The following is a 23205-nucleotide window of genomic DNA, read 5'->3' on the forward strand; positions in this document are numbered from 1 at the left end:
CCCCCTCACGTGTGGGTGGCCAGTCCGGCCTCGTAGGCCAGGATGGCCGCCTGCACCCGGTTCCGCATCCCCAGCCGGCTGAGGATCGCGCTCACGTAGCTCTTGACCGTGCCCTCGACGAGGAACAGGCGCGCGGCGATGTCGGCGTTGGACAGTCCGGCACCGATGAGGGCGAGCACATCGCGCTCGCGCTCGGTGAGCTCGGCGACCCTGGCCGCGGCGGCCGACCGGCGTGCCGCACGTCCGCCGCCGAACTGGGCGATCACCTGCCGCGCGACCTTGGGCGACAGGTAGGCGCCGCCGTCGGCGACCGCGTGCACGCCGGTGATCAGCTCGCGCGGGTCGCCCGCCTTGAGCAGGAAACCGCTCGCGCCGTCGCCCAGCGCCTGGGAGACGTACTCGTCCTCCCCGAACGTGGTCAGCATGACCACGGCGGTGCCGGGCGCCACGCGGCGGATCTCCGCGGCGGCGGCGAGCCCGTCCATCCTCGGCATCCGGATGTCCATCAGGGCCACGTCGGGGCGGTGGGACAGCACCAGGTCGACCGCCTCACGCCCGTCCGCGGCCTCGGCGACCACCTCGACAGCGGGGTCGCTGTCCAGGATCGCCCGCACACCGGCCCTGATCATCGCCTCGTCGTCGGCGAGCAGCACTCTGATCAACGCCGTGTCCCTCCTCGATCCCGGATCCCGGCCCAGCCGGGCCATGTCCGCGCCGTCACCGTACCGGCGCCTCCCCCTTGCTCGACAGCCGCCCCTCCGCAAAGCACAGCCGGTAGATCACGTGGTCGAGGTCGAAGAGGCCGGCCCCGCCCCGGTAGTGGTGGCACGTGGTGTCCTCGGGCACCGCGCTCCCCGTCGTCCCGGCGGCCTCCGGTGCCATGGTGGCGGGCGGGAGCACCTCCTCCACGTCGGACCGCGCGTCGCCGACCGTGAGGGAGTCGTACACCTCGGGCTCCAGGGTCGAGTCCGCCACGGTCCCCACGAAGGACAGCAGCCCGATCACGAACAGCACCGCCGTGGCCGCCGCCGGCAGGGCGACGAGGGCGAGCGTCCACCCGCGCGCCCGTCGGCGGGCGACCCTGTGCAACTGGTCGAGTTCGGCCGCCTCGTCCTCGGGCCCGCCGGGATCGGGCGCCGCCGCGCCCTCCACTGGCAGGGTCGCGCGGACCTCCCAGCCGCCGTCCTTGGGGCCCGCCGCGAACGTGCCCCCCGCCAGGCGCACGCGCTCGCGCAGCCCGATCAGGCCCCGGCGTCCGCCCTGGGCACCGGTCGGAAGGGCGCCGCGGGGCTCGGCGTTGGTCACGCCCACGTCCAGCCGCTCGTCGTCGGCGGAGGCCAGCCACACGGTCACCTCCGCGTCCGGGGCGTACTTGGCGGCGTTGGTGAGCGACTCCTGGACCACCCGGTGCACCGCCCGGTCCACCATCGGCGGCAGGTCCCGGACGGAACCGTCGCGCACCAGCATGACCCGCATGCCGGAGTCGCGGGCGCGTTCGACCAGGTGGGGGATGCCCTCGTCAGCGGGCACGAGGGGGACGGGCTCCGCGTCGGCGCGCAGCACGCCGATGATCTCGCGCAGGCGCTCGGTGGCGCTGACCGCGGTGGCACGCAGCTCCCCGGCCGCCCGCCGGTGCCGGTCGTCGAGGTCCGGGGCCACCTCCAGGCCCCCGGCGCGCAGCGCGATGAGGCTGAGTTCGTGGCCGAGGGAGTCGTGCATGTCCTGGGCGATGCGGGAGCGCTCGCGCAGCCGGGCCTGGTCGGCCACGAGTCGCTGTTCCTGCTGGAGGTGGCGGGCGTGCGCCCAGCCCGACTCGGCGAGTTCCTGGTGCTGGCGCCGGTACATCCCGATCAGCCAGGGCAGGGCCAGGTTGACCACGAGGGTGGTGAGGGTGGCGACCCACACGAAGGTGTCGTCCGCCCACAGGGCCAGCACGATCACCAGCCACACGCCGACGCCGAGGACGAACGCGGCGAGCGCGGGCCACACCCGGGGCATCCGCCGCCCCAGCTGGTAGGAGGCGTAGACCAGAAGGAGGGACAGGGTGAAGGACTCCGTCGACCCCGGCAGGAGGAGGACGACCGCGAGCAGCGGGTACGGGCGCACGCACACGGCGGCGAGGGCGGAGAGGGCGACCAGGGCCGCGGTGGCCCAGGCCGGGTCGGGCGCGGACGGCACCGCCCAGGCCAGCGCGGCGTAGGCCTCCGCCGCGACACCGAGGACGGCGGTCAGCGCGACCAGGCCGTCCCGCACGAGCGCACGCCGGGTCGGCCGGCCGCCCAGGGGGCGCAGCGCCCGCCGGACGGCACGGATCGGCTCGGAGAAGTCCATGGGCCGAACCTACAGACCCCTCCGCGGCTCCCGGCACTGTCGAAAGTCAGGAGGTCGGACGCCGCGCGCCCGCACGGACGAGCGGGCGGCGACCGGCGCCGGGGACACGAACCGCCCATATCATGGGATGAATTTTGGTCTCTCTGACGATGCCCCGCGCCCGACCGCCGTGCTGGAATCCAGAGGGCGCGGTACCCGATCGGGACGAGGGCGGATGTCACCACTGCAGACCCTGCGACGCATGCACGAGGTCGCCGGATGGCCGCTGCTGCTGGCCTCCTTCCTGGCCCGGCTGCCGATCTCCATGGCGCTGATCGGGCTGCTGACCCTCGTCACCTCCTCGACCGGCAGTGTCGGCAGCGCCGGGATCGTGGCGGGCGCCTTCGCGCTCGGCGGGGCCGTGGGCGGGCCCGTCATCGCGCGCTTCGCCGACCGCCGCGGACAGCGCCGCCCCGTCCTGGTGATGTCTCTGGTGGACGCCGCCCTGATCGGCGCGCTGGTCGCGGCGGTGGCGGCGGGGGCGCCGCTGCCGGCCCTGGCCGGCCTGGCCGCCGTCGGCGGCGCCTGCATGCCCCAGATCGGCCCGATGGCCCGCACCCGCTGGGTGCTGCTGATCAAGCGCGGCCCCTGGCGGGGGGCGGAGCGGGAGCGCTCGGTCGGCGCGGCGATGGCCGTCGAGGGCGTCCTGGACGAGGCCTCCTTCGTGCTGGGCCCGGCGCTGGTGGGCGTGCTCACGGTGACACTGTCCCCAGCGGCGAGCGTACTGGGCGCCGGCGTCCTCATCGGGGTGTTCGGCGCGCACTTCGCCCTGCACCCCACCGCACCGCCCGGGTCGGTGCCGGTCCGAGGCGGGAGCGACCGGATCGCCACGCCGGCGCTGCTCCTGCTCACCGTGCCCATGTTCTGCCAGGGGCTGTTCTTCGGCGGGATGTCCACGGGCGTGACCGCGTTCGCGGCCGCCTCCGGGCACGCCGACCTGTCGGGGCTGATGTACGCGGTCATGGGGGTCAGCAGCGCGACCGCCGGCCTGATGATGGCCTCCCTGCCCGCGGGGTTCACGCTCACCGCGCGCACGAGGACCGCGGCGGGCGCGCTGTTCCTGTTCACCCTGCCGCTCTACCTGCCGCTCGGCGCGGTCGGGCTGGCGGTGGCGATCTTCGTCCTGGGGGCGGCGATCGGCCCGCACATCGTGAGCCTGTTCGGCCTCATCGAGCGCGCCGCGCCGCCGAGCCGCCTGTCGCAGTCGATGGCGGTCGTCCTGAGCAGCCTGATCCTCGGACAGTCGCTGGGGTCGATGGTGGCGGGAACGCTCGCCGACGGGTTCGGGCACCAGGGCGCGTTCGCTCTGGCCACGGTCGGCGGCCTCGTCTCGCTGACCGTGACGGTGCTCGTCCTCAGATCCCGCTGGTACGAGCGCGCGGAACCCTCGCGGACCGCCTCCGGTGTCCGATCCGTCACTCCCGCACCGGGTCTGCGGGGGCGCTGAGCCCGCTGCGGGGTGAGACCGGGAACATCGGGCGTTAAGCGCGCGTTAAAGAGCGGTCCGGGACTCTTCCACGGGCCCTAGGCTCATGGATCGTGCTCGACCTACTGACCACCATGAACTCGAAGAACTCCCGCCGCCGAAGAGAGGTATCCGTGCCCCAGCTCACCGGGCTCGCGCGCGTCACCCTGTCGGTCCGCGACCGTGACGAGAGCGTCCGCTTCTACAAGACGGTTCTCGGATTCAAGGTCCAGAACAAGCGTGACGAGGGCGGCACCCTCCGCACCGAGTGCCAGCACCCCGCCTCGGGTCTGCTGATCGCGCTCATCCAGCACCGCGACCACTTCAAGAACAGGTTCGACCGGCGCCACTGCGGCCTGGACCGGCTCACGCTCGGCGTGCGCAACCTGGGCGAGCTGGAGGCCTGGGAGGAGCGCTTCGGCGACATGGACGTGGAGCACTCCCCCGTCATGCACGGCGAGGCCGGGTCGAAGATCCTCTTCTACGACCCCGACGGCACCGAGCTGGCCCTCTACGCGCCCGCCGAGGTCGACGCCCGCGAGGACTGACCCCCGGCGCGCCCACACCCCACACGGCACGCCCCCGCGCCCCCTACTCCGCGGCGACCGTCTTCAGGCGGATGTCGCGCTCGGCCAGTTCCTCCACAGCGGTACGCGGCAGCCGGTCGTCGGTGATGATGAGGTCGAACTCCTCCAGGCTGGCGACCCGGAACGTGCCGAACTTGCCGTACTTGGTGCTGTCGACGGTCAGGACGCTCTTCGAGGCGATCCGCAGCAGCGCCTGCTTGGCGACGACCTTGGCCTCCGACGGGGTCGTCGAACCGCGCTCGGCGTCCCAGGAGCTGCTCGCGATGAAGGCCAGGTCCACGTTGACCTGCCGCAGGAAGTCGGCGGTGAAGCGGCCCACCGACGAGTGGTCGGAGTGCGACACCACGCCCCCGGTGTGGATCAGCTCGATCCCCGGGTACTCCATCAGGTGGCCCACCACGTTGAAGTCGCTGGTGATGACGGTCAGCCCGACCTTGTCGGTGAGCAGCGGGACCATCTGCAGGGTGGTCGTGCCCGCGTCCAGGTAGATGGTGAAGTTCTCGCGCACCAGGTCCGCCGCGGCCCGGGCGATCGCCCGCTTGGCGGGCACCTCCAGTTGGGCCTTGGCGAGGTAGGACGGCTCGCTCTTGAGCCGCGCCGCGAGCCGCACCCCACCGGTGACCGACAGGACCTTGCCGTCGTTCTCCAGCGCCTGGATGTCACGCCGGACCGTCATGTGGGACACGGACAGCATCGAGGTGAGCTCGTTGATGCTCAGCACGTGGCGCTCCTGGAGGAGCTTGAGGATGTGCTCTCGTCGCTGGTCCGGGATCATGTTCGCCTCACGTTCGGGGGCCGGGCTCGGGACACCGTGCTGTCACGACGTCATGTAACAAAGTTTCCCAGTACGGCGCACCTCAGAGGTCGATCTCGCGACGTGAGTCCTCTCGCACTCACGCCGTGACCCCCTCAGGCCGCGCGGGCCACGTCCAGCGCTTCCGCCCCACAGGCCCCTCTCGTCTCACCTTGAGAGCAGTTTTTCCAGTTTGCGCCACGTGGGGCGCCCATTTTTGTCACCCTGGCACCATGACGTTGTCCATCGCGTTGCGCGGCGACACCGCACACCATCCGGGAAACACGCTCCCGTCCCTGCGCTCAGCCTTGCGTGCCGGGGCCGACCTGGTCAAGGTGGACCTCCACCTGACCACCGACGGCTACCCCGTCCTGGCGGACGAGCGGGTCGTGGCCCCGCCGGGCTCCCCGCCGCGCCGCGTGGCCGACCTGAGCCTGGCCGAACTCGCCGCCACCCGGGAGGACGTCGAGCGGCGCGTGCCGACCCTCATGGAGGTCCTGGCCGAGCACCGGGGCGGGGACGCCCCGCCGCTGCTGCTCGACGCCGGCTCCCCGGAGGCCGCGCTGGCCGCCGACGCGCTGCTGCGGGAGCGCGGGCTGGCCGACCAGGTGCTGTTCACCGGAGCGACGGAGACGCTCACCGCGCTGCGCGAGCGGTCCTCGGGGGTCCCGCTGCTGCTCGCGTGGGACCAGCCCGGGATGCCGCCGGAGGAGCTGACCCGCACCCTGCGCCCCGCCTTCCTCGGAACTCACTTCACTTTGCTGACGCGTGATCTCATTACCGAAATACACCGTTCGGGATATCGCGTCACGGCCTGGACGGTGAACGAGTTCCCGGAGATGGCCCGCCTGATCGGAATGGGTGTCGACGCGCTCGCCACCGAACGCGTGGACGATCTGGTGTCCCTGACGTCGGGGCGCGAACTGGGCGACGCCGCGGCCGCGGTGGCGACGTGAGATGGGCGGGAAGCCGCACGTAGTGGGGCACGCGGGACACTCGGGCATCATGCACCACACAACCGCTACATTCTTCGACGAGTTCTGTTGTTCTACGCGTTTCGTCGGCCGCTCAGGGTTAAGCTCGAAAACGATTCTCCGCGAATCGACCTGCGCCGCCCTCCCCTTCACGGCGGTACCACGAGCGACGAGACACCTTCATATGACGGCCGATATCTCCCCTCACGTGCTGCGCACGACGGCTCCCGTCCTGGACTGCGCAGCGCGCCTGTTCGCCGAGCACGGCTCGCGCGGCATGCCCATGTCCGCCCTGACCCACCGGATCGCCGCCGACACCGGGATCGACACCGCCTCCCTGCGGCGCGCCTTCCCCACGCGGTTCGACCTGGCGTTCGCCGTCGTGCTGCGCTCGACCCGGGAACGGGTCAACGGCCAACTGGCCGAGGACGACGTCCGGGCCTGCCCCACGGACCGGATGTCGTTCCTGGTCAGACGCCACGTGCAGACGGGCTGGGAGCACCGGTCGGCCACCGCTCTGCGTGAGGAGATCCTGCCCGTGCTGCGGGCCATCGACCCGCCCCGGCACCGGGACATCACGGCGCTGACACGCACCTACCGCGAACACGTCCGGGAGATCATCGTCGGCGGTGTGGCCTCCGGCGCCTTCCAGGTCCGCCACGCGGGCCGCACGGCCGACGACATCCTGGACACGCTCGACTCCGTCCTGCACTGGTACGAGCCCGACGGCGGGCTGAGCCTGCCCGACCTGGCGACCGTCTACGTCGACCTGGTGATACACCACCACCTGAAGAGCCCGCGCTGAGCGGCGGGCCCGCGCCGCCGGGTCCACCGGTACCGCCGGGACGGGCACCCCGGCCGCAGTGCCCGTCCCGGTCTCACACTCCGACGAGCTGGTGCAGGTCCACCGACTCCGCGAGCGCGCGCAGGCCCGCGTCGCCGGGGTGCAGGTGGTCGCCCGAGTCGTAGTCCGGCAGCAGCCGGGAGGGGTTCTGCGGATCGCGCAGCACGGCGTCGAAGTCCCAGACCCCGGCGAAGGAGCTGTCGGGATCGTCGGCCTGTCCACGCAGGTGGGCGTTGACCAGCTGGCGGGCCTGCTCCACCTCGGCCGTGCAGCGCGCTTCGCCGCCGCACGGACCGAGCGTCGCCACGAACACGCGGACGCCGTGCTCGTCGGCCGTGTCCGCGATGGCCTCCAGGCCGGCGATCACGTCGCGGGGGTCGGTGCCCCAGCGCAGGTCGTTGATCCCGGCGAAGACCACCAGCGTGCCCACGCCCTCCCTGGTGAACACGTCGCGCTGGGCGCGGTGGGTCATCGCGACGCCGTTGGCGTAGGTGGACACGCCTGCACCCGGGTACCCGTCCGTCACCACGTGGTTGCCGGCCACCCCCATGTTGAGCACGCCCATGTTGGGCACGCCGGGCTGTGCGGCCAGGCGGGTGCTGAGCACGTCGGGCCACCGCGCGTGGGCGTCGCGGGTGGACCGGGTTCCGTCGGTGATGGAGTCCCCCAACGCCACCACCGCGCCGGGCCCGTCCAGGACCTCCACCCCGGCGAGGAACGGCCACTGGTCGACCCGCCCGGTGAACGGCTCCCCGGTGGGGTCGAGGGTCTGGTCGCCGGTGCCGGGCGCGCTGGTGAAGTTCGTGTCCACGGAGGCGTAGTGGACCGGGGCCGCGGTCACGCGGTCGGGCAGGTGGAGGCTGATCAGGACGTCGGTGTGCGGGGGGAGCAGGATCTCCACCGGATCGCTGAAGACCTGTCCGCCGGCCGGGATGACGGTCTCGGACGAGCCCCCGAAGGCGAGTGGGAGCGCCGATCCCAGGGTGGCGGCCCCCTCCCCGCGCAGGCCCAGCGAGGCGGCGCCCACGCGGACGGGGCGGTCGGCGAAGGTGTTGTCCAGCCGGATGCGGACGCGGTGGCCGCCCGTGGTGGAGCGCACCGCCAGCCGCAGGGTCTGGTCCTCCCAGGGCCCGACCTCCATGTAGCCGGAGGTGGCCCGCGCCCAGGTGCCGGTCCAGTCCTCGCCCGCGGAACGGCCGCCGACCGAGAACACGTGCATGCGCGCCGACTCCTCCGCCACCTGGGGCAGGACCACGTGGTCGACCTCGCGGACCGGGTCGACCGGCACGCTGCGGGCGTACAGGCGCACCGGCCCGGTGGGACCGTTCTCGATGGCGCTGGAGGAGTTGGCGTAGGGCAGGGTGAGCGCGGCGTCTCCGGCGGGACCCTCGGTCCAGTGCGGGACGCTGAGGGTGTAGTCCTGTTCGGTGCCGTCGGCGTAGACGATCGTGCCGGTGCCCAGGACGTCGTCACCGCCGCCCCCGATCCGGGAGCCGGTCACCAGGAAGCCCACGGAGTGCACACGCGTGTCCTCCAGCACCACCGGCTGGCCGTCGGCGAGCAGGTGGTCGGGACGGCCCCGGGAGTAGGCGGGAAGGCGGAAGGGGGTGCCCAGGAGGACGACGTCGCCGCCGGGGACCCAGCCCGCCTCGGCGAGCGTGCGCGCGGAGAGGCTGTTGCCGGAACCGTCGAGGTCGGCGGAGGCGGCGGCGCCGTCGGGAGAGATCCCGGCCCGGTCGATGAACGTGGAGAAGGCCTTGGGCGCCCCGCCGGGCGGCGGCTCGGTCTGCGATCGGGCGCCGACGTCGCGGGAGACGGTGCCGTTGACCACGACCACCAGCACCACCAGCATCGTGAGGGCCGCGGCGCCCCGCAGGAGGTACGTGCGCGGCGCGCGGCCGCGCCGGGTCCGGCCGGACCTGTGTTTCCCGCTCCTGAACACCACACGCCCTTCCCGGATACATCTGTCCACCGACTGATCGGACGACGCCGGGTGCGCGGTGGTTGTCGAGACGTGCACCACCACGGCCCTCGACCGCCGATCAGTCTAGGGGAACGGGGTCGCCCGCCCGGGTGCGTCGAGGAAAGTCCGGGGTGTCCGTCCCCTCACCGGTTATCGGGGCGCGGCACGGGCCCGGTTCACGGTCCGGGTTCGGCGTGCGGGTTCGGCGTGCGCGCTCCCCGGCACGCGCGCCGGCGGCTGCGGCCCGCCGCCGGGCGGGCTCACGGGCGGGCTCACGGCGCGCGCCACCCCAGCTCCGCCAGCGCCCGTGCGCGGTCCGCCATGACCGCGGCGCGCGCGGCCCGCTCACGCGCGTCGGCGTGCGCGACGGACGCGGTGACCTGGCCGGGCCACTTGCGGTACAGCAGCCCCGGTTCGGCCGTGAACCAGCCCGGGCTCACGGCGTCCAGCGCCAGCAGGAGCCCGGTGTCCTCGGAGGCGGGCAGCGCCATCCAGCCGCCCAGGGCCAGCAGGAGGTCGCGCCGGACGCACAGTGTGGCCGGGTGGACCGGCGGGAGGAAGCCCAGCTCGCGCCAGGCGGCCAGGACGGTGCCGCGGGCGATCGGGCCCTCGGACGGACCGACGTCCACGGCGACCGTCGAGCCGTCGGGGAGCAGGTCGAGGGCGCGCGAGACGGTCCACCCGGTGTCGGGTGCCCTCGTGAGCGCGGCGATGTCACGGGCGAGCGCCCCGGGGGTGAGCCGGTCGTCGGCGTCCAGGACGCGGACGAACTCGCCCGTGGCGCGGGAGAGCGCCAGTGTGCGCGCTATCGCGGTGCGGGCGCGGCGGCCCTGTCCGAAGGAGACACGCGGGTCGTCCGGCACGTACGGGGCCACGTCACCGGTCTCCCCGTCCTCCTGGACCACCCACTGCCAGTCCCAGCCGTCGGGCATGCGCTGGTCGGCGAGGGAGGCATGGGCCTCGGGAAGGTAGCGCGCGGCGGGGGCGTGCACGGCGGTGACGACGGTGACGGTCCTGGTCATACCGCCATCCTGCCCTGTGCGCCGTGGCGCCGACCATCGACGGCGACCTCCACGGATGGGGGGTTCGCGGTCGACCGGCCCCGGCGGTCCCCCACAGGGTCGGGGGACGCAGTGGCACTCTCAGAGCGTGTTTGAGAAGGGTCAGGAAATGAGGTCCTGGCCAGTCCAAGCACGCTGACGAACTGCGTCCCGTCCTCGTGCGAGGCGGCGGGCCATCTGGCCGATCGCGGCCCAGCGCACCATCGCCTCGGACACCGCCGGGTCGCGCTCGTAGTCCCGTGCCAGACGACGGGGGGAGGTCAACCATGTCGGCGAGCGCTCGACCACCCACCTGCGCGGGATCACCGCGAATCCCACCTGGTCAGGAGCCTTGCGCACGATGTGCACAGTCGTGGCCACGAACCTCTCGGCCCAGGCCACCAGCCGTCCCGCGAACCCCGCATCGGCGAACACGAACCGCACCGGCGTGCACAGGTACAGGCTCAACAGGGTGGTCCTGGCACCGCCCCGGTCCTGGACCGAGGCGGCCATCACGCACACCACCAGCAACAGCCCCAGAGTGTCGGTGACGATGAACCTCTTGCGGCCGTTGACCTTCTTGCCCGCGTCATAGCCCCGGGTGGGCTGGCCGACGGTGTCGGCGCCCTTGGCGCTCTGGGAGTCGATGATCCCGGCCGAGGGCTCGCCCCCACGTCCTTGCGCGGTGCGCAGCCGGCGGCGCAGGGCGGCCATGACCTGCTCGGTGACCCTGACTTCCTCCCAGCGGGAGAAGTACCAGTACACGCCTCTGCCAGGGCGGGAAGTCCACGGGCAGGTGCCGCCAGGAACAGCCCGTGCGCACCACATACAAGATCGCGTCCACCACGTCGCGGCCGGGATGCTTCTCGGGTCGACCGCCGGTGTTGGCCGGTGGGAGCAGGGGCTCGATCAGGGCCCACTGGTCATCGGTCAGGTCAGAGGGGTCGGTCGGTCGTCGCGCCATGGTGGCCATGCTCGCGACCTGACGGCAGCAGCGTGAGCGAAGTGCCCGGACCGTTACCCCTCCTCAAACACGCTCTCAGGTCGTGAGGGATGCACAGGTCGAACGCTGGGCGGGGTAGGCCGGGCAGGACTCGAACCCGCGACCCAGGGATTATGAGTCCACAGACCGTGACTGCAACACACCCACTCTGACCTGCACCGAAGCTCTCCGGTCGAGGCAGGTGCCCGATTTTTCAACGTGTATTCGGCGTAACCCTCGACAGCAAACCGCCCTTGCTCTTGCGGCAAGATCAGCGATCGGCATGAGGGAGAGTGATGGCCAGGAATAACTAGCCATTTGGGGCTTTGCTTCCGCTGTGCTCTTCACCTCTTTGGAGAGTGAGAAGACGTAGCTTCCGCGCCCACATCCGCGACCGCTGCCCAACTGGCTAGCTCTACATGTCAAGACCATCTCGCGACGTAGGGCGCGCTGGTCATCTACCAGGACAAACTGGATTTGGGGCTGAAGTACTAGCCTCCGCAGCATCCACCCAAGTCCCCGCCACCCCGACCCTCGCCTCACGAGCGGAGCAAGAGGACCAGTATGTAACTTAGTTTCTTTTATGCGAAGTTTGTGCCGAGAACGTCCACCATGGTGCTTTCGCGCGACATAAGAGCATGAAAATCTGTGCATCAGTTGATAGAAAGCACTCAGCTCTGCCATGATATAATCCTGCAAACCCCTTCGTGTTTCAGTAGCCGCCCTTGTGAATATGCAAGCCTCTCCACGTAGGACACAGGTGAGTTTATGAGAGCCTCGGGATCAGCGAGCGCAATCTTCTTCCTGGCAGCATTTTTTTGCACCACTGGCTGCTCTTCTGATTCTGATAGCGAAAGGGAGACCCAGGATACCCATTCCGGGTATGTGGAAGTAAAGAATTTTGACCTAGACGACAACAGAGTATCTGTGCTCGACGTCGGCCCAGTCGAAGAAATACTTGTTGATACGTCTGGACTTGAGGTGGATCCTGGATGCGCACGAAGAACCTCCTTCTCTTCGATCGAAGATTTCAGAAAAGAGCTCCTGGAGAACGGATGCGCCAGGGTATCGGACGGCAATGATGACGATACAGAGCTACAACTTGAGGCGAAGGCGCAAGAAAACGAAGTCGGCATCTGGAGCCCGTCAATAGGAGAGAGTATTCGGCAGTTCTTTACCCCAGACAGAGTGATTGCCCTGACAGCTGGAGCAATCAGTCTGATTGCCGCTATTGCAGCAATCAAGTCGATTCCGTCTATCGTGAACCGCTATCGAGAGCGAAAAATTAGAATCGTGCTTGCTGGAACGCCGGGGGCGGGGAAAAGTGACCTTTGGATAGCGTGGCGGAAAGGTGCGGCACCTCTTTCTAATAGTGCACCCTCTGTTGGAGAAAAGACTGCAAATCTTAATCCAGTCCCGTATGGTAACTACACCCTTTATCCCCAGGTGAAGGATATAGCAGGGTCTGAGTCGTATCGCCTGGTCGACGATATGGTTGGCTACGATCCTGACGTTAAGAGTAAGGACAAGAAGGTATTTGTATACGTCCTTTCACCCCGCCCCCAGGAAAAAATTAAAGCTGGTACTTCACCGATTGACAGTGGGTACGTCAAGGAGCAAGAGGGCTACACAAACCTTGTGACAGGGCTGGTCGGATCCTCCAAAACAAGGAAAATCGACATGCTTATCATGTTTGTCTCGAAGTTCGACCTAGTTTCCGAAAATGGCCCACAGGACACTTCATCCCGGCAAGAAAAACTTTTAATCGAGAAAGAGTTTGAGGAGCATCGAAATCTCGTTGAGAAAGCTTGCAGGAAGGCGCGAGTAGATTTCAGGTTCCATATCGGGAGCTCACAAAAAGGATGGGGCATTGACCATCTCTTGCACGACCTCCAAGACTTGATCAAACACGAATAGTTAGAGAGTTCTTCTATGTATGACAATAACTTCTTCTCCATCGCCGTTTACGGCTACGTGCTCGGCGCACAGTTTACTTGCGTCGCAGGGGGCTTGGGAAACTTCAAAGAAGACCATGATTATATTGTCCAAGGCGTTGCAGATAGAGTTTCCTCGAATGCCGCTCGTGGTCAAGTTGTAGCAGCATCATTCCAGTTGGAGAAAAAAGAAGTGATGTTTCTTGCCATACCTTCTCCAGGCGAGCGAGAAGCAATGTCAGGAAGGGGGGGGCTTTCTATTGTATATGGTATATCTTGGACGCCAAGGAAAGTTAATCTTAATCGAGAATTTTCTAAGATTCTCAAATGGGTAGATAGTTTAGTTTCTGAGTGCTGTGAAGTTGAGACTGGGGATATGATCAGAACGTCCACGTCTCTAACCTCACGACTTCAAGAGTCGGGGAGCGCTACGTTTAGAGAATCTCTGGATAACCGATTCAAGAATTTCTCAAACAATCTATCTATTTCTTTTGGCGAAGAGAAAGAAAACATTTGGAAAAGAATTTTCACGCGAAAGTTTATTCGAGCAAACGGGGTCAGTCTACCTGCTTCCAACGAACTAAAATGCGCAGCCCTCTCCCATGAGAATATGCGCATGCATGGCGGATGCCAAATGGTGCGATTTTTCCCCTTTGTCGACTTGAATGGGGACTCCATATCCGAGAGCTCTTCTGGTTTCTATATTTCAGAGGATGGCGTTTTTTCGTTCTCGAACTTTCCCATAAAAAAGCGATTCAATAAGACTGATTATTCTGCTTACTAGAGTCCAAGGCCTCACACCGCGTGAATGATTTCCCTATCTGGTCGGAGCGACGGCTCAGATGGCCTTCGCGTCGTGCATCGTTATCACCTAGGTGGCGCCCAGCACCGCCAACAAGGCCCTCCCAACAAGTCAGGTGCCTGTGCTGAGGTTGCGGTATACCGAACCATGACCACGAACGAGCCCACGGAAGAGGGATCAGCCCTCTCCCACTCCCGGCCCCGCCGTAACGAGACCCCCCCTACGTCTTGCTCGGCTCTATCGTGAGGAACTCATCGAGGCCGCACGCATTATCCGTGATGAATGCGGCAACGTCGAGATCGACTTCCACGACGAACGCGGCACCACCGGCACAGCCCCCGAAGCCTTCGCCAGCTTCGCCGCGGCCGGCGGCCCCGAACGCCTACAGCGCCTAACCATCACCGGACGCCGCGGAACCACGACTCTGCAGCTGCTCATCGCGCCCACCGAAGCCCGCATGGTTGCCGAAGAGCCCGACAACTCCGCGCGTGGGGCCGCGCAACAACTTGCCGCCGTGTGCAATTCGCATCGTCCGCCTGCCAGTTACACACTTCGACGGTTCCTCATCGCTCTGCTGGCGGGCGTGGGAACAGCGCTTTCAGCTCTCCTGATTTTGTGGTGGAACCCGGACATCGATAGCGCCGACGAACCCGGGATTTCCTTCACCCTGGCCGCTTTTGCGCTTCTCATTTCAACCACTATGGGCATGCGCACCTGGAAACGCTTCCCACAGTTGAAACCGGCGTTGATCAATGCTCCCCGAGCCCAACGGCCCACGTGGTGGGAACGCCACCGCAAGGATGTCTTTCTGCTGGGGTCTCATAGGTGGTGTGATCGGCTACTTCGTCAACCAGCTCCCGCCGCTGCAGGGGTGACCTGTGGTTGCCAGTACGGTCAGCCCGCTTCCTTCAACAGGACGCCGGTCCAGAGCACTCGCCCGCCTACGCCTCGTTGCCGACGCGCATAATTCAGGGTGTGGTGAACGGAGATGACAGACAAGCGATGCTACGCCTGGTTGAACAGACTGATGACGTTGGGCGGGTATCGGGCCGAGATCCCTGGTGTGCGGCCCTGCGCTGGGTCAGCGGCGGGCGCCTCGGCAACTCTCATTGCTGGCCGGTGGTCCCACAGTTGGACACCCCGTGGCAGGACACGGTCTCGCCTGAGCGGACCGGGTGGCGCCAACGCGCGGCCAACCTTCACGGAGAATCCATCTTCGCGGTCGACTACCGGATCTGCCGACGCAGTCGGACGGGCTGGGTCGAACAACCCCATACATGGCCGCAGTACCAGCGTTGCGGGCTCGCAGGTGCCGGTTTGTCCGCACTGAGAGCCGAACACCCCGGGCTGGCCTGGCACACCTTGGGCGGCCATCTCCGTGATTCCCGCCCATTCTGGGATGCCGTCGGCACCACCGTCCCCGGCGGCTACAAGAAGCGTCCGCTTTGCTCTCACATCAAGGCGAACGGATGGTGAGACTCCAGGGCTAGTACTGCAACGACAGTTTGCGATCCCTGAGTCACACACGGTACATGCTCGTGTGTGGCCCTCACTGACCTCGACACCTGGTCGCGAGCATTCACCGACTTCACCACGTCCCTCGCGCACCGCGTCCCCCGCATCGAACCCCGCCGCCAAGCCACCTCCTGCCTGCGCGGCCTCCGCAGCGAACTCAAACGCAAGAACGGGTGAACCCTGGCCGAGATGACCGGGGAACACGGCCCCCACGCCTGCTGAACTTCTACGCCTGGGACACCGACGGTGTGCGCGACGACGTCCGCGACCTGGTAGTGGAATCCCTCGCCGATCCCGAGCACGGAGTACTCATCCTCGACGACACCGGATTCCTCAAGAAGGGCACGAAGTCGGCCGGGGTGGCCCGCCAGTACTCCGGCACCGCCGGACGGATCGAGAACTGCCAGATAGGGGTGTTCCTGGCCTAAGCGAGCCCTGTGGGGCGGGCGCTGATCGACCGCGAACTCTACCTGCCCAAGGCCTGGACCGATGACCGCGACCGATGCCGTGCCGCAGGAATCGGTGACGGTATCGGCTTCGCCACCAATCACGAACTCGGTCTGGCGATGCTGCACAGAGCGGTCGATGCCGGTGTTCCTTTCGGGTGGGTCACCGCGGACGAAGCTTACGGGCAGGTGGGCCGCCTGCGGTTGTGGATGGAAGAACACGACATCCACCATGTGGTCGCGGTGCCCAAATCCCAGATGGTCATCACGATGGACTTGGGACAAGACCGTGCCCGCCGGTTGATCGCCGGCTTGCCCGACCAGGCCTGGGAGCGGCTGAGCTGCGCCGATGGTGCCCACGGTCCGCGCGTCTATGACTGGGCGCGGGCCGATATCCGCCCCTGGAGGGAGCCGGGCAAAGGGCACTGGCTCCTGGCCCGCAGGAGTATCACCGACCCCGAAGAGCTGGCCTATTACATCTGTTTCGCCGGTGAGCACACGTCACTCGAAGAACTGGTGCGGGTGGCCGGGGCCCGATGGGCGGTCGAGGAGTGCTTCCAGACCGCGAAGAACGAGACCGGGCTGGACCACTACCAGGTGCGCGGGTATTGGGCGTGGTACCGGCACATCACGTTGTCGATGGCCGCCCTGGCGTTCCTGGTCCGGCTCCGCCAGAGCATTCAAAAGGGGGATCAGGACAGGCCTCGGGCGTGTGTCTGATCCCCCTGAGCGTGAACGAGATCCGTCGTTTGTTCAACCGGGTCTGCGCACGGATCTCACACCCGCTCGAGCACGTGATGGCGTGGTCGGTGTTCAGACGCCGGTCACAGCAGCGTGCTCGGGTGAGTCACTACCGCAGAGGTGCGGGCAACAAACTGTCGTTGCAGTACTAGCCCCTGGCCGTCGACTGGCGGGACGACGGCCAGGCCCCTCCCCCCACCGCCAGCACCATGGGGGTTGAGGAGCATGGCCACCACGTCACCGCTACGCACCGGGTCTCTGTGCACCGGCTACGGCGGTCTCGATCTCGCCGTAGACGCTCTCTTCGACGCCCGCCCCGCGTGGGTCGCCGACCCTGCGCCCGGGCCGTCGAAGATCCTCGCTCACCGCTGGCCGCACGTGACCAACCTCAGCGACCTGCACACCATCGACTGGACCACCCTCCCGCCGGTAGACATCCTCACCGCCGGTTTCCCCTGCCAGCCGGTCTCGTCGTCAGGCCACCGCCGAGGCATCAGCGACGACAGGTGGCTCTTCGATGACATCCTCACCGGACTCGCCCGCATGCCAGAACGACCCGCCCTGCTCATCTTCGAGAACGTGCGCGGACTGCTCACCGCCAACTCCGGCGAGGCCATGCGACGCGTCATTCACGGTCTGGCCCGCGCACGGTTTCTGGCACGATGGCGGCTTCTGCGCGCCTCCGACGTTGGCGCGCCCCACCAGCGCGCCCGCGTCTTTCTCGTTGCTCGCGACGCCCTGCGCGAGCGACGAAGCCTGGGGCCGAACCGAGGAGGACCGCCGCTCACGCGGCCTGCAGATCAAGCCCTGCCACCAGGTGCACAGCATCCTGCGCCAGGCAGCCGACCGGGGCTTGATCCCTCCGCTTGGGGACGATTCGCCCCCGCCATCCGACGGTGGGAGCGGACCCTAGGCCGACCAGCCCCGTTCCCCGCCGAGGTCGGACCCTACGGCCCCCGCATCTCGCTGCGGTTCATGGAGTGGATGATGGGCCTGCCCGACGCCTGGGTGACCGGCGGCCGGGCCTGTTCCACTCCGCTGTACGCCACGCCCTCGGCAACGGGGTCGTGCCCCAGCAAGCGGCCGCCGCCATCGAAGACCTGATGGGCTGGCCCGAGCCCCGCTAGCCGAAGCTGCATCTGTGGATAACTCTGCCGACCAGCGCTGCGATCACTAGGATCAGGCCATGGATAACAATTCTGACTTTCTTCTCACTTCGCTCGTGAACATGGCAGACGGCGGAGCACCTACACCCGACATCACTTTGATCGTGGAAGGCCAGGTCATCGGAGGCCGACTCATCCCGGTCACCGAGTGGTTCTCACTCCAAGCGGACAGGGTGAGGGGAGCAACCACGGTCTACCATTCCGACACTTCCGAGGAGACTGGCGAGGAGCTCGTGCAACTCATGGCCAAGCTCTTTGATGGCTGCGGCGAGATCGCTGAGCGGCAGCTCGAGGAACGCCGCCAGAAGCGGGACGACGTTGACCCGGAAGATCCCAAGGACGTCGCAGACCTACCTCAGACCAAGTATCTGCACCTGGCGAATGCCCACATCATGGGCATCGGTTCCTGGGACGGCAACCTTGACGATGGTCTCCTGCTGCGAATCAAGTGTGCGGACGTGAGCGGCTGGACCGTGGGGAAGTTCCGCGCCTAACGGGCGCCCTCAACTCTGCAGACCAGGTCGGTCCGCTCGTCGGGAGCGCGCCGACTGATTAGCGAATCGCGAATCATCCCACCCGCCTACCGACAATCGAACGCCTGTCCTTGTACCATCAGTGCCAGCAGTACACCTCTGCCTACACAGTCCCGGGAGCCACACGCGTCCCCGGGACTGTCGCGTGTACGGGGGTGGTCACGTGCTCCTCACCGTCGCCGAGCTGGCCGACCACTTCCGTGTCAGCCGCGAGGCCGTCGCCAAGTGGACGACCAGAGGCGTGACCATCGACGGCCACCGCTGCTGGCTCCGACCAGTCGACGTCGGCGCGCACCGCGCCCGCCTGTACGACCTCGCCGACGCAGCGCGCTTCGACGCTGCCGCCCGCCGCACCCTGGCCGAGACCCCCTACCACCGCGGCCGCGGTCGGCCCCTGGTCGACCAGACCCCGACCAGATGAGGAGAGGCCGTGGACATCCCGACCATCGACCAAGCCATCGCACTTCGACCCGGTGACACCGTTCTGGTCCGTGTCGATCCCACGACCGCGCCCGAGACCGCCACCGCTCTCCAAGAGGCGCTCGCGGAGCGCCTCGGCGACGTCCACGTCCAGGTGGTCGCCGCCGAGGACATCACAAGGCCGACCAGACAACCACGAAGGACAACCAGCGCGGCCGACCTGCCGACCGAGGACGAAGCGATCAGCCACGCCGCCCGACTCCTGGCCGCCGCCGAGATGGAGACTGACCGCGGCCGTAGCCTCTGCTGCCTGATCGACATCCTCCCCGTCGAACGTGTCACTCGTGAACGCCCACAGCCCTGCGGACTCCGGATGGTCTGACTATTCCTTCGAGCAGCACCCGGCCAGCCCCAACAGGTGCTCGAGGAATGGGAGTGCGCCCGCGGTACTGATGAACGTCACGATGACGTGGATGGCGATCGTGTAGGCGCCCGCACCGTCCAGCTTGCTCAGAGTGCCGACAACCGCTGCCAGTGCAAGGCAGACAGCAACCTTGATTAGTCGTCCTGCTTGCATATTCGTGGGCCCTCCTAGACCCGACCGGAGGCAACCCACTTCAGGCATCATCGAACGCGTGTTCGGGTGATGCGAATGGTGAGGTTGAGTACTCCCTATGAGAAGGACGACTAGGTCAAAGAACATCAAACCAGGGCAAGTTGTTCCCTTTACGTCCACGGTCGTCTCTCGAGCCCAGGAGGTTGCCGTGCCCCTGCGCCCCTGCCTCGGTGTGCACGGCCACGTGTGCAACCGCCTCACCCCGAACCGGCGGTGCCCTGACTGCCAGGCCGAGATCCAGCGCCGGACGGCCACCAGCCGCCCGTCCTGGGTGGACCGGTACGGCCCCGATTGGCCACGCATCAGCGCCGCAGTGATCGCCGAGAACCCGGCCTGCGTCCTGTGCGGCCAGGAGGGCAGCGAGGACCAGTACGGCCAGCCCAACCCGCTGACCGCTGGCCACAAGATGCTCTGTACGACGCCCTCTCTGAGGCGCTGCGCACCCGCCCCCGGCACGCGGGCGAGGCGCCATACGCACCGCCACACCGCGGAGAACCGCATCGCCGTGGTCTCGGTGACGACCTGGCTGGCCGTCCCGGGGCGGCGCGGGGAGGGGTGACAGACCGTGCCGCGACTACCGAAGCGGCTCCCGCAGGAGCTGGGCAAGGCCGCTGAGAAGGCCCGCTCGGATGGGTGGACCGTGGCCGCTGGCCGTAAGGGCCACATGGTGTGGACGGCCCCGTGCGGGCGCCGGCTGCAAACGTCCGGGACACCCTCGGATTCCCGCACCACGAAGAACGAGCTGGCGCGGGTGCGACGCGCCGGCCTCAACGACGGCGCCTGACCACCACTGACAACGCGGCCCGCCCCGACTTTCCAGGGACCGGGCGGGCCGCCACCCCAAAGAGAGGCACCACGATCATGCCCGAACGCATCCCCGACGACGCGCCCCGACTGGTCAACATCGGAGGCGAGGTCATCCACTTCCCCACCCGCAGCACCAAGGCGGACAGCGCCCCGCCCCTGCGTGTACGGGACGAACCCGGCACCGACATTGAGCCGCACATCGAGGACGCCGAACTCGTCGACGACCAGGAGGACCAGGGCGTGGGCGGCCCCTCCGACGAGGTGGCCGTCCTGCCCCGGCTCAAGCCCAACGTGCTCGTGCCCACCAGCGTCCGTAAGGCCGGTGACCTCGCCAAGCGCCCCGACCTGGTCGCCCTCGCGATCCTCAAGCACGAAGTCGTGTACGGCACGGTCGGCACCGCCCGGGGCGCCGGCACGGTATGGCGGTGGATGACGGCCGCTGAGCTCGACCAGCACCTTGCCACCAACCCGAAGCTGGTCCTGGACACCCGCCGGGTACGCCGCAACATCACCCTCGCGACCAGCGGGACCCTCGTCGGCGGGGGCATCGCCGCGTGGTTCCTCGTCGGCCCCGGCGCGGTCCTGCTCCCAGTGCTCCTGGTCCTCACCGTGGCCGGGGTGTTCGAGCGACGCCGCCTCACCACAGCGGGCGCGGACGCCGGTCACGCCGCACTGGGACCGGCCCCCTCGGGCAAGGAGGTCAAGCGGGTGTTCGTGTCCGCGAAGCTCGCCCGCAGGGTCGATGACCTGCGCATCATCGGGCCGGTCACCCGCACCGGCAACGCGTGGGAGTCCACGATCGAACTCCCGCCCGGGACGACGTACAAGGCCGCGGCGAAGCGCCGTGGGGAGCTGGCCGGCGCGATCGGTGTCGACGAAGTGCAGGTGGCCATGGACCCCGTGAAGGGGCACGCCGGACGGGTGAAGCTGTGGGTCGCTGATGAGGACCCGATGCAGGGTGAGCGGGTCGTCAGCCCGCTGGTGCAGCGCGGGGCCGGTGAACTTCTGGCGTGACAAGCTGTTCGCCGGCCGGGACCCGCGCGGGCGGGCCGTCGAAACGAAGATGGTCGAACGGTCGTACATGATCGGGGGCGAACCGGGCGGTGGTAAGTCCGTGGCCAGCAACAACGTGCTGGCGTGGTTCTTCCTCGACCCGCGGGTGAAGGTGTACCTCGCTGACGGCAAGTTCGGGTTCGACCTCATGGTGTGGAAGGCGATGGCGGCCGGTGTGCTGACCAGCAAGGACCCGGACGACATGCTCGACTTCCTCGACGGAGTACGCGTCGAGATGGACCGTCGGTACGGGCTCCTGCGCAAGCTCGGGGTCCCGAAGGTCACCGAGGACATCGCGGAGCGGCACAACCTGCACCCGATCGTGGTGCACATCGACGAGGTCCAGTACTGGTCGGCGGGCGGGGACAAGAAGTCGAACGAGAAGTTCATGGTGATGCTCGCGGACATCGTCGGGCGGGGACGCGCGGCCGGGATCATCACGGGCGTCATCACGCAGCGGCCCGCGGCTGAGGTGGTGCCGACCAGGTTGAGGGACATCCTGTCGATCCGGTGGGCGCTGCGGTGCACGACGCCGGCCGCCTCGGACACGATCCTCGGTTCGGGGTGGGCGGGCCGCGGCTACTCGGCCGCGCGGTTCGAGCCGGACCAGCGGGGCCGGCTACCTGCTCGCGGAGGGTTCGACGCCTGCGCAGACGCGGGCGGCGTTCATCGACCCGGAGCGGGGCGAGTTGCAGGCGTTGGCGGACCGGGCGTATGAGCTGCGCAGGGAGGCGGGGACGCTGCCAGCGACGGCGGACCGGCCCGAGGTGCGGTTGTTGACGGCGATCCTGGAAGCGATGACGCATCCGAAGGGGGTCCACACCGCGGATCTCCTCCCGCGCTTGGCGGCCGTCTCCGACGAGTACGCGGGGTGGGACGGCGACCGGCTGGCGGACGCGGTGAAGCCTGCCGGGCTGTACCCGGGACAGCTCAACATTGACGGGAAGAACCGGAACGGGTACCGGCGGGAGCGTGTTCAGGACGCGTTGGACCGGGTCTAGGAGGGGGTCTGAGGGGGGTCTACGGATAGGCCCGTGGGGTCTACGGAATAGACCCTCCCTCTACTCCTGTAGGCCCTCTGTGACCTGCAATGTAGACCCGCTAGGCCCCGTAGAGGGGGCGGCGATGCACGGCCCCCAGGCGACGTCCTGGGGGCCGTTCGCGTGTCCGCTTCCGGCCCCGCAGGCTTGGACACTCCCTTGCTCCGCACGAAGGTGGAGGACGCGATCCGGTGGTGCTGTCTGGCCGGCGCCCCGGTCGTGGCGGTGCTGGTCTCGGTGCCGGTGTGATGCGCATGATGGCCACCAGGACAACCGAGGGGGTTGCGATGACGGGACCGGAGCACTTCAAACAGGGCGAGAAGCTGCTTGCCAAGGCGGAGGGCAGAGAGCCGAACATGCCCGTCCCGCTGGTTCAGCGAGCACAAGCGCACTTCATGGCAGCCCAGGTAGTTGCGACGATCCGGACGGCCTACGCGTCGATGCCCGATGACGAGAACGCTCTTCAGCTCCAGGACGAGTGGGGCATGTAGTCGCTCCCCCATGGGCCCCTCTTCGGAGGGGCCTTCTGCGTGTCAGAAGAATCCGTGCCGGATCTGTAGCCGCCCGTCCTCGAACTCTTCCGGTCGGCTCCACTCGATGTAGACGTTCTTGCCGTCTTCGGGTGATATGTCGTATTGGAACGTGAACTCCTGGCCGGGCTGCACCTTCGGCACCGGATTGCGTTTGTGGATGTCGCCTGTCGCATGCACGTCGAAGGCGACTTCATCGCCAACGTTCTTCACGGTCCCGGTGCCGTGTTCGTCCTGCTTGAAGTCAGCGTTTGGGTCGTACATCTGGCCGTGGATCTTGATTTCCCAGCGTGCGTGGCAGGTTCGGGCGAGTCCCTTGGCGAGGCGGGAGGAGAGTTCGTCGGCTTCGGCTGAGCGGCTAGCTGCGCTTGCTGCCTTGCTTGCTGCGAAGAAGCTGACGATGGCGACGATGAGGGCGAAGAGGGCAGAGAGTGCGGACCACCATGCGGGGTCGCTCAAGACCTTGCTCCAGTCGATGTTCATGGCGGCACGGTAGCGGTTCGTCCCCCGCTTGCTCCCAGCTTCTCCCAACCCTGGGAGCAACACGGCTGGGAGTTGGCGGCCTCGTTGCCCCGACCAGACCA

General features: G+C 67.8%; 22 protein-coding genes and 3 pseudogenes. 16 read left to right on the forward strand and 9 right to left on the reverse strand.

The genetic code is table 11. The annotated features are described in order from the left end of the window. Positions 1-5 precede the first annotated feature (5 nt). Both HNR10_RS06420 and HNR10_RS06425 read right to left on the reverse strand, forming a co-directional pair. Positions 6-662: a response regulator transcription factor gene (locus tag HNR10_RS06420; protein WP_179821607.1), complete on the reverse strand. Its 657-nt coding sequence runs from the start codon at positions 660-662 to the stop codon at positions 6-8. Between the two features lie 55 nt (positions 663-717). Then, positions 718-2331: a sensor histidine kinase gene (locus HNR10_RS06425; protein WP_179821609.1), complete on the reverse strand. Its 1614-nt coding sequence runs from the start codon at positions 2329-2331 to the stop codon at positions 718-720. 214 nt (positions 2332-2545) lie between these two features. On the opposite strand from HNR10_RS06425, the gene HNR10_RS06430 reads away from it, so the two are divergent. Together HNR10_RS06430 and HNR10_RS06435 are read left to right on the forward strand one after the other, a co-directional pair. Beyond that, the gene (locus HNR10_RS06430; protein WP_179821611.1) at positions 2546-3817 is read left to right on the forward strand and encodes an MFS transporter; all 1272 of its coding nucleotides are present in this window, start codon (positions 2546-2548) and stop codon (positions 3815-3817) included. 113 nt (positions 3818-3930) lie between these two features. Then, positions 3931-4383, forward strand: a complete 453-nt coding sequence (locus tag HNR10_RS06435; protein ID WP_179829573.1) for a VOC family protein — start codon at positions 3931-3933, stop codon at positions 4381-4383. Positions 4384-4426: 43 nt separating this feature from the next. Here the strand turns inward: HNR10_RS06435 and HNR10_RS06440 are convergent, their stop codons facing one another. Continuing rightward, on the reverse strand, positions 4427-5197 hold the full coding sequence (locus tag HNR10_RS06440; RefSeq protein WP_053616226.1) for a DeoR/GlpR family DNA-binding transcription regulator: 771 nt from the start codon (positions 5195-5197) through the stop codon (positions 4427-4429). A gap of 251 nt (positions 5198-5448) precedes the next feature. Here HNR10_RS06440 and HNR10_RS06445 point away from each other — a divergent pair, with 251 nt between their 5' ends. Together HNR10_RS06445 and HNR10_RS06450 are read left to right on the forward strand one after the other, a co-directional pair. Continuing rightward, a complete protein-coding gene (locus HNR10_RS06445; RefSeq protein ID WP_179821612.1) occupies positions 5449-6171 on the forward strand; it encodes a glycerophosphodiester phosphodiesterase in 723 nt (240 codons plus the stop codon). 202 nt (positions 6172-6373) lie between these two features. Continuing rightward, a complete protein-coding gene (locus tag HNR10_RS06450; RefSeq protein ID WP_179821614.1) occupies positions 6374-6994 on the forward strand; it encodes a TetR/AcrR family transcriptional regulator in 621 nt (206 codons plus the stop codon). A gap of 73 nt (positions 6995-7067) precedes the next feature. On the opposite strand, the gene HNR10_RS06455 is transcribed toward HNR10_RS06450, so the two are convergent. The 4 genes and pseudogenes from HNR10_RS06455 to HNR10_RS32150 all read right to left on the reverse strand — a co-directional run. After that, a complete protein-coding gene (locus HNR10_RS06455; protein ID WP_179829574.1) occupies positions 7068-8885 on the reverse strand; it encodes a GDSL-type esterase/lipase family protein in 1818 nt (605 codons plus the stop codon). Positions 8886-9268: 383 nt separating this feature from the next. Beyond that, positions 9269-10018: a glycosyltransferase family 2 protein gene (locus HNR10_RS06460; protein ID WP_179821616.1), complete on the reverse strand. Its 750-nt coding sequence runs from the start codon at positions 10016-10018 to the stop codon at positions 9269-9271. Positions 10019-10159: 141 nt separating this feature from the next. Further along, positions 10160-10903 (reverse strand): annotated as a pseudogene (locus HNR10_RS06465) (IS5 family transposase); the annotation flags it as partial. Next, positions 10818-11009, reverse strand: a pseudogene (locus tag HNR10_RS32150) (transposase); the annotation flags it as partial. The pseudogenes HNR10_RS32150 and HNR10_RS06465, both read right to left, overlap by 86 nt. Before the next feature lie 777 nt (positions 11010-11786). On the opposite strand from HNR10_RS32150, the gene HNR10_RS06470 reads away from it, so the two are divergent. From HNR10_RS06470 to HNR10_RS06500, 7 genes and pseudogenes are all read left to right on the forward strand, one after another. Further along, positions 11787-12935, forward strand: a complete 1149-nt coding sequence (locus HNR10_RS06470) for a hypothetical protein (RefSeq protein ID WP_179821618.1) — start codon at positions 11787-11789, stop codon at positions 12933-12935. Between the two features lie 15 nt (positions 12936-12950). Next, complete coding sequence (locus HNR10_RS06475) at positions 12951-13736, forward strand: hypothetical protein (protein WP_179821620.1); 786 nt, start codon at positions 12951-12953, stop codon at positions 13734-13736. 1560 nt (positions 13737-15296) lie between these two features. Continuing rightward, positions 15297-16435: pseudogene (locus HNR10_RS06480) on the forward strand (IS701 family transposase). A 246-nt stretch (positions 16436-16681) separates the two neighbouring features. After that, positions 16682-17560, forward strand: coding sequence for a DNA cytosine methyltransferase (locus HNR10_RS06485; protein WP_218897634.1), 879 nt, complete (start codon positions 16682-16684; stop codon positions 17558-17560). Between the two features lie 82 nt (positions 17561-17642). Next, complete coding sequence (locus tag HNR10_RS06490) at positions 17643-18116, forward strand: hypothetical protein (RefSeq protein WP_179821622.1); 474 nt, start codon at positions 17643-17645, stop codon at positions 18114-18116. 202 nt (positions 18117-18318) lie between these two features. Next, positions 18319-18576: a hypothetical protein gene (locus HNR10_RS06495; RefSeq protein ID WP_179821624.1), complete on the forward strand. Its 258-nt coding sequence runs from the start codon at positions 18319-18321 to the stop codon at positions 18574-18576. Positions 18577-18585: 9 nt separating this feature from the next. Then, positions 18586-18957, forward strand: coding sequence for a hypothetical protein (locus tag HNR10_RS06500; RefSeq protein ID WP_179821625.1), 372 nt, complete (start codon positions 18586-18588; stop codon positions 18955-18957). Here the strand turns inward: HNR10_RS06500 and HNR10_RS06505 are convergent, their stop codons facing one another. Continuing rightward, positions 18958-19152: a hypothetical protein gene (locus HNR10_RS06505; RefSeq protein WP_179821627.1), complete on the reverse strand. Its 195-nt coding sequence runs from the start codon at positions 19150-19152 to the stop codon at positions 18958-18960. Between the two features lie 187 nt (positions 19153-19339). On the opposite strand from HNR10_RS06505, the gene HNR10_RS06510 reads away from it, so the two are divergent. The 5 genes from HNR10_RS06510 to HNR10_RS06530 all read left to right on the forward strand — a co-directional run bounded on the left by HNR10_RS06510 (position 19340) and on the right by HNR10_RS06530 (position 22582). Further along, complete coding sequence (locus HNR10_RS06510; protein WP_179821628.1) at positions 19340-19750, forward strand: hypothetical protein; 411 nt, start codon at positions 19340-19342, stop codon at positions 19748-19750. Positions 19751-20052: 302 nt separating this feature from the next. Then, positions 20053-21012, forward strand: coding sequence for a hypothetical protein (locus tag HNR10_RS06515; RefSeq protein ID WP_179821630.1), 960 nt, complete (start codon positions 20053-20055; stop codon positions 21010-21012). Beyond that, positions 20996-21769 carry an FtsK/SpoIIIE domain-containing protein gene (locus HNR10_RS06520; protein WP_179821631.1) on the forward strand — a complete coding sequence of 258 codons (774 nt, stop codon included), beginning with the start codon at positions 20996-20998 and terminating at the stop codon, positions 21767-21769. The genes HNR10_RS06515 and HNR10_RS06520 overlap by 17 nt, the downstream gene beginning before the upstream one ends. A gap of 58 nt (positions 21770-21827) precedes the next feature. After that, positions 21828-22052, forward strand: coding sequence for a hypothetical protein (locus tag HNR10_RS06525; protein ID WP_179821633.1), 225 nt, complete (start codon positions 21828-21830; stop codon positions 22050-22052). A 284-nt stretch (positions 22053-22336) separates the two neighbouring features. Further along, positions 22337-22582 (forward strand): hypothetical protein, encoded by a 246-nt coding sequence (locus tag HNR10_RS06530; protein ID WP_179821634.1) that lies wholly within the window; start codon positions 22337-22339, stop codon positions 22580-22582. Positions 22583-22624: 42 nt separating this feature from the next. Here the strand turns inward: HNR10_RS06530 and HNR10_RS06535 are convergent, their stop codons facing one another. Beyond that, positions 22625-23104, reverse strand: coding sequence for a hypothetical protein (locus tag HNR10_RS06535; RefSeq protein WP_179821637.1), 480 nt, complete (start codon positions 23102-23104; stop codon positions 22625-22627). Positions 23105-23205: the final 101 nt, after the last annotated feature.

The sequence above is a fragment of the Nocardiopsis aegyptia genome, from assembly GCF_013410755.1.
Classification (GTDB): Bacteria; Actinomycetota; Actinomycetes; order Streptosporangiales; family Streptosporangiaceae; genus Nocardiopsis; species Nocardiopsis aegyptia.

What these genes read in the sequence shown, in the direction of transcription:
- HNR10_RS06435 (WP_179829573.1), top strand. Translation starts at nt 3,931, where the DNA reads ATGAACTCGAAGAACTCCCGCCGCCGAAGAGAGGTATCCGTGCCCCAG.
- HNR10_RS06475 (WP_179821620.1), top strand. Translation starts at nt 12,951, where the DNA reads ATGTATGACAATAACTTCTTCTCCATCGCCGTTTACGGCTACGTGCTC.
- HNR10_RS06445 (WP_179821612.1), top strand. Translation starts at nt 5,449, where the DNA reads ATGACGTTGTCCATCGCGTTGCGCGGCGACACCGCACACCATCCGGGA.
- HNR10_RS06460 (WP_179821616.1), bottom strand. Translation starts at nt 10,018, where the DNA reads ATGACCAGGACCGTCACCGTCGTCACCGCCGTGCACGCCCCCGCCGCG.
- HNR10_RS06455 (WP_179829574.1), bottom strand. Translation starts at nt 8,885, where the DNA reads ATGCTGGTGGTGCTGGTGGTCGTGGTCAACGGCACCGTCTCCCGCGAC.
- HNR10_RS06515 (WP_179821630.1), top strand. Translation starts at nt 20,053, where the DNA reads ATGCCCGAACGCATCCCCGACGACGCGCCCCGACTGGTCAACATCGGA.
- HNR10_RS06430 (WP_179821611.1), top strand. Translation starts at nt 2,546, where the DNA reads ATGTCACCACTGCAGACCCTGCGACGCATGCACGAGGTCGCCGGATGG.
- HNR10_RS06535 (WP_179821637.1), bottom strand. Translation starts at nt 23,104, where the DNA reads ATGAACATCGACTGGAGCAAGGTCTTGAGCGACCCCGCATGGTGGTCC.
- HNR10_RS06505 (WP_179821627.1), bottom strand. Translation starts at nt 19,152, where the DNA reads ATGCAAGCAGGACGACTAATCAAGGTTGCTGTCTGCCTTGCACTGGCA.
- HNR10_RS06485 (WP_218897634.1), top strand. Translation starts at nt 16,682, where the DNA reads ATGGCCACCACGTCACCGCTACGCACCGGGTCTCTGTGCACCGGCTAC.
- HNR10_RS06450 (WP_179821614.1), top strand. Translation starts at nt 6,374, where the DNA reads ATGACGGCCGATATCTCCCCTCACGTGCTGCGCACGACGGCTCCCGTC.
- HNR10_RS06440 (WP_053616226.1), bottom strand. Translation starts at nt 5,197, where the DNA reads ATGATCCCGGACCAGCGACGAGAGCACATCCTCAAGCTCCTCCAGGAG.
- HNR10_RS06490 (WP_179821622.1), top strand. Translation starts at nt 17,643, where the DNA reads ATGGATAACAATTCTGACTTTCTTCTCACTTCGCTCGTGAACATGGCA.
- HNR10_RS06425 (WP_179821609.1), bottom strand. Translation starts at nt 2,331, where the DNA reads ATGGACTTCTCCGAGCCGATCCGTGCCGTCCGGCGGGCGCTGCGCCCC.
- HNR10_RS06470 (WP_179821618.1), top strand. Translation starts at nt 11,787, where the DNA reads ATGAGAGCCTCGGGATCAGCGAGCGCAATCTTCTTCCTGGCAGCATTT.